This is a genomic window from Pseudomonas agronomica (genome assembly GCF_025917275.1).
In the GTDB taxonomy this organism is placed as follows: domain Bacteria; phylum Pseudomonadota; class Gammaproteobacteria; order Pseudomonadales; family Pseudomonadaceae; genus Aquipseudomonas; species Aquipseudomonas agronomica.
Window position 1 is genome coordinate 1 of the sequence record NZ_JAOSHO010000442.1, and the last position, 4,164, is coordinate 4,164.

Below are 4,164 nucleotides of genomic sequence, written 5' to 3' on the forward strand. Positions count from 1 at the left end.
CCGGCGGTGTTCGAACATCCGTCCTACCAACAGAAAAAGAGCGCCATCGACCGCGCCTTCAACCAGCGCTACGACCGCGCCCTCGATGTGATCGAGCGCCTGGCGTTGGAAAAGGACGTCGCGCTGTACCGCGACAGCAGCAACATCGCCTTCACCCCGATGAGCGAGGGCAAGGCCCTGGACGAGGCGGAATTCGCCCAGTTGCCAGAGGCCGAGCGCGAGCGATTCCATGAGGATATTTCCGGCCTGGAGGAGCGCCTGAACGAAGAACTCGCCAGCCTGCCGCAGTGGAAGCGCGAGTCCAACAACCAGTTGCGTCACCTCAACGAAGAAACCATCACCCTGGCCTTGCAACCGTTGCTGGCGCCGTTGTCGGAGAAATACGCCGAGAACGCCGCCGTGTGCGGTTATCTGCAAGCCATGCAGGTCTACCTGCTCAAGACCGTGGTCGAGCAGTTGGTGGATGACAGCAAGACCGACGCTGTCGCCCGCAAGCTGCTGGAAGAGCAATACGCGCCGAGCCTGGTCGTCGGCCATCCGGCGAGCGGTGGCGCCCCGGTGGTGTTCGAGCCGCACCCGACCTACGACAACCTGTTTGGCCGCATCGAGTACAGCACCGACCAGGGTGCGCTCTACACCACGTATCGGCAGTTGCGCCCAGGTGCCTTGCACCGTGCCAACGGCGGGTTCCTGATCCTTGAAGCGGAAAAAATGCTCGGCGAGCCGTTCGTATGGGATGCGCTCAAGCGCGCCCTGCAGTCGCGCAAGCTGAAAATGGAATCGCCGCTGGGCGAGCTGGGGCGGTTGGCCACGGTGACCCTGACGCCACAACACATTCCGTTGCAGGTCAAGGTCGTGATCATCGGCGCGCGCCAGCTCTATTACGCCCTGCAAGACCTGGATTCGGATTTCCAGGAGATGTTTCGCGTGCTGGTGGACTTCGACGAAGACATCCCGATGGGCGACGAGAGCCTGGAGCAGTTCGCCCAGTTGCTCAAGACCCGTACTTCGGAAGAGGGCATGGCCCCGCTGACCGCCGACGCGGTGGCACGCCTGGCCACCTACAGTGCGCGCCTGGCCGAGCATCAGGGGCGCTTGTCGGCGCGGATTGGCGATCTGTTCCAACTGGTCAGCGAGGCGGATTTCATTCGCCAACTGGCCGGCGACGAGATGACCGACGCCGGCCACATCGAGCGTGCGCTCAAGGCCAAGGCCACCCGCACCGGGCGCGTTTCGGCGCGGATCCTCGATGACATGCTGGCGGGGATCATCCTGATCGATACCGATGGCGCGGCCGTAGGCAAGTGCAACGGGTTGACGGTGCTGGAAGTGGGCGACTCGGCGTTTGGCGTGCCGGCGCGGATTTCCGCCACGGTGTACCCGGGCGGCAGCGGTATCGTCGACATCGAACGCGAGGTCAACCTCGGGCAGCCGATTCACTCCAAGGGTGTGATGATCCTGACCGGCTACCTCGGCAGCCGGTATGCCCAGGAATTCCCGTTGGCGATTTCGGCCAGTATCGCCCTGGAGCAATCCTACGGTTATGTGGACGGCGACAGTGCGTCCCTTGGGGAGGCTTGCACGCTGATCTCGGCCTTGTCGAAGACGCCGTTGAAGCAATGCTTCGCCATCACCGGCTCGATCAACCAGTTCGGCGAAGTGCAGGCGGTGGGTGGGGTCAACGAGAAGATCGAAGGCTTCTTCCGCCTCTGCGAAGCCCGCGGGCTGACAGGCGAGCAGGGGGCGATCATTCCCCAGGCCAACGTCGCGACCCTTATGCTCGATGAAAAAGTGCTGGCCGCCGTGCGCGCCGGGCAGTTCCATGTCTATGCCGTGCGCCAGGCCGACGAAGCCCTGAGCCTGCTGGTGGGCGAACCTGCCGGCGAGCCGGATGAGAACGGCGATTTCCCGGAGGGCAGCGTCAACGCCCGCGTCGTGGAGCGGCTGCGCGTCATCGCGGAAATGATCAGCGAAGACGATATCAAGGAAGCGGAAAAGGAAATGGCGCAGCAGGCGCTGGCGGAGGCCAAGCCGGCGTAAGGCTTTCCTGACACCACAGACCCTGTGGGAGCGAGCTTGCTCGCGATAGCGGTGTGACAGTCGAGAAAACCGTGACTGAAACTCCGCTATCGCGAGCAAGCTCGCTCCCACAATGTTTTATGGACTGCGTCCAGAAAGCGCCACTGAGTTGGCGTCAATATTCACACTATGACCGCTCGGCGCATTCTGGTCTCGAAAACCTTCGGGGCCGGAACTTTTCTCCTATCCTCAGTTCAAGGATAACGAGAGCCATCATTGGATCGAAACAGCCCATCCAGGGCTGAATACCGGATCTACCGAGGGTCGCCGCCATGTCGCGCAACCTTTGCCTTACCCGTCAATGCCTCGGGCTTGTAACCCGCATCGAATGTGCCGTGCGCCCACTTGCTGGCGACACCGGCATGTGGACTGTGCTCTTCGCCGCCGGAATGGCCGGTGAGCAACCTTCCGCCATCAAGGCCCAAGGGCCGTTCCCCGGGCCGACCGCCGCTGAAACCATTCTCGACACCATCGTCCAGAGCCTGACGACCCATGGCTATGAGCTGGCCGACGATCCGCAGATCTGGTCCCTGCACATGCAGGCACAACTGCGGGAAATCAACGGAGGCCGTTGTCGCAACGTCGGCGGCTTCGAATACCGTCCGCTTCATTGACGCATGCCCTGGGTCGTAAACAATTGACACAAGCGCCGAAACCCAAGTGAGGGGGCGGCGTTTGTGGGGCGGATCGTGGCTGATATACTCGCCGCGATTTTTCAGCCCTGGTGTGAGATTCAATGGAACGCTTTATCGAAAATGCAATGTATGCCTCCCGTTGGCTGCTGGCGCCGATCTACTTCGGGCTGTCCCTGGGCTTGCTGGCCCTGGCGCTGAAATTCTTCCAGGAAGTCTTTCACGTCATTCCCAACGTCTTTTCCATGGCCGAGTCCGACCTGATCCTCGTGTTGTTGTCGCTCATCGACATGGCGCTGGTAGGCGGCCTGTTGGTGATGGTGATGATCTCGGGCTATGAGAACTTCGTCTCGCAACTGGACATTGGCGACGACAAGGAAAAGCTCAACTGGCTGGGCACCATGGACTCCTCTTCGCTGAAGATGAAAGTCGCGGCGTCGATCGTTGCCATTTCCTCGATCCACTTGCTGCGTATCTTCATGGACGCCAAGAACGTCGATCCCGAACACCTGATGTGGTACGTGATCATCCACATGACGTTCGTGGTGTCGGCGTTCGCCATGGGTTACCTGGACAAGCTGACCAAGCACTGAGGTCCATCCACGGTGCTGACGCAGCGCCCGCCTGTCGAGAAACAGGCGGGCGTTGTCGTTTAGAGGGATAGGAGTGAGCGGTTCGTCCGCGCCATGGCATCTGTGCTAGTCTGCTCGCCCTTTTGGTTCCGGGCGCTCCGGGAGGCGCTGTGTCATTCACGGCAATTCTCGAGCCGTCCGCACAGCGGAGCAGCATCATGTCCGAAGTTAACCTGTCCACCGACGAAACCCGCGTCAGCTACGGCATTGGCCGTCAGTTGGGCGACCAACTGCGCGACAACCCGCCACCGGGTGTAAGCCTGGACGCGATCCTGGCTGGCCTGACCGACGCGTTCGCCGGCAAGCCAAGCCGTGTGGGCCAGGACGAGATGTCCGCCAGCTTCAAGGTCATTCGTGAAATCATGCAGGCCGAAGCTGCCGCCAAGGCTGAAGCCGCTGCGGGCGAAGGCCGTGCGTTCCTGGCTGAAAACGCCAAGCGCGAAGGCATCACCACCCTGGCCTCCGGCCTGCAATTCGAAGTGCTGACCCAGGGTGAAGGCGCCAAGCCGACCCGTGAAGACCAAGTGCGCACGCATTACCACGGCACCCTGATCGACGGCACTGTGTTCGACAGCTCCTACGATCGTGGCCAGCCAGCCGAATTCCCGGTAGGCGGCGTGATTCCAGGCTGGACCGAAGCACTGCAACTGATGAACGCCGGCAGCAAATGGCGTTTGTACGTGCCGAGCGAACTGGCCTACGGCGCTCAAGGCGTTGGCAGCATCCCGCCGCACAGCGTGCTGGTGTTTGACGTCGAGCTGCTGGACGTACTGTAAGACCCTGTCCGGTTTTTACAGCCGGACAAAAAACTGTGGGAGCGA

4 protein-coding genes are annotated in these 4,164 nt (G+C 61.6%); all 4 read left to right on the top strand.

What is annotated here, in order from left to right; genetic code table 11:
- A partial coding sequence (locus tag OC610_RS22300; RefSeq protein WP_264430821.1) for a Lon protease family protein occupies positions 1 to 2,040 on the top strand: 2,040 nt, incomplete at its 5' end.
- Between the two features lie 311 nt (positions 2,041 to 2,351).
- Positions 2,352 to 2,693, top strand: coding sequence for a PA4575 family protein (locus OC610_RS22305; RefSeq protein WP_264430823.1), 342 nt, complete (start codon positions 2,352 to 2,354; stop codon positions 2,691 to 2,693).
- A gap of 122 nt (positions 2,694 to 2,815) precedes the next feature.
- Entirely contained in the window at positions 2,816 to 3,304 is a 489-nt protein-coding gene (locus OC610_RS22310; protein ID WP_003205748.1) for a TIGR00645 family protein, read from the top strand.
- A gap of 197 nt (positions 3,305 to 3,501) precedes the next feature.
- Positions 3,502 to 4,119 (top strand): FKBP-type peptidyl-prolyl cis-trans isomerase, encoded by a 618-nt coding sequence (locus tag OC610_RS22315; protein ID WP_003205746.1) that lies wholly within the window; start codon positions 3,502 to 3,504, stop codon positions 4,117 to 4,119.
- The last annotated feature ends 45 nt before the right edge of the window (positions 4,120 to 4,164 follow it).

What these genes read in the sequence shown, in the direction of transcription:
- OC610_RS22315 (WP_003205746.1), top strand. Translation starts at nt 3,502, where the DNA reads ATGTCCGAAGTTAACCTGTCCACCGACGAAACCCGCGTCAGCTACGGC.
- OC610_RS22305 (WP_264430823.1), top strand. Translation starts at nt 2,352, where the DNA reads ATGTCGCGCAACCTTTGCCTTACCCGTCAATGCCTCGGGCTTGTAACC.
- OC610_RS22310 (WP_003205748.1), top strand. Translation starts at nt 2,816, where the DNA reads ATGGAACGCTTTATCGAAAATGCAATGTATGCCTCCCGTTGGCTGCTG.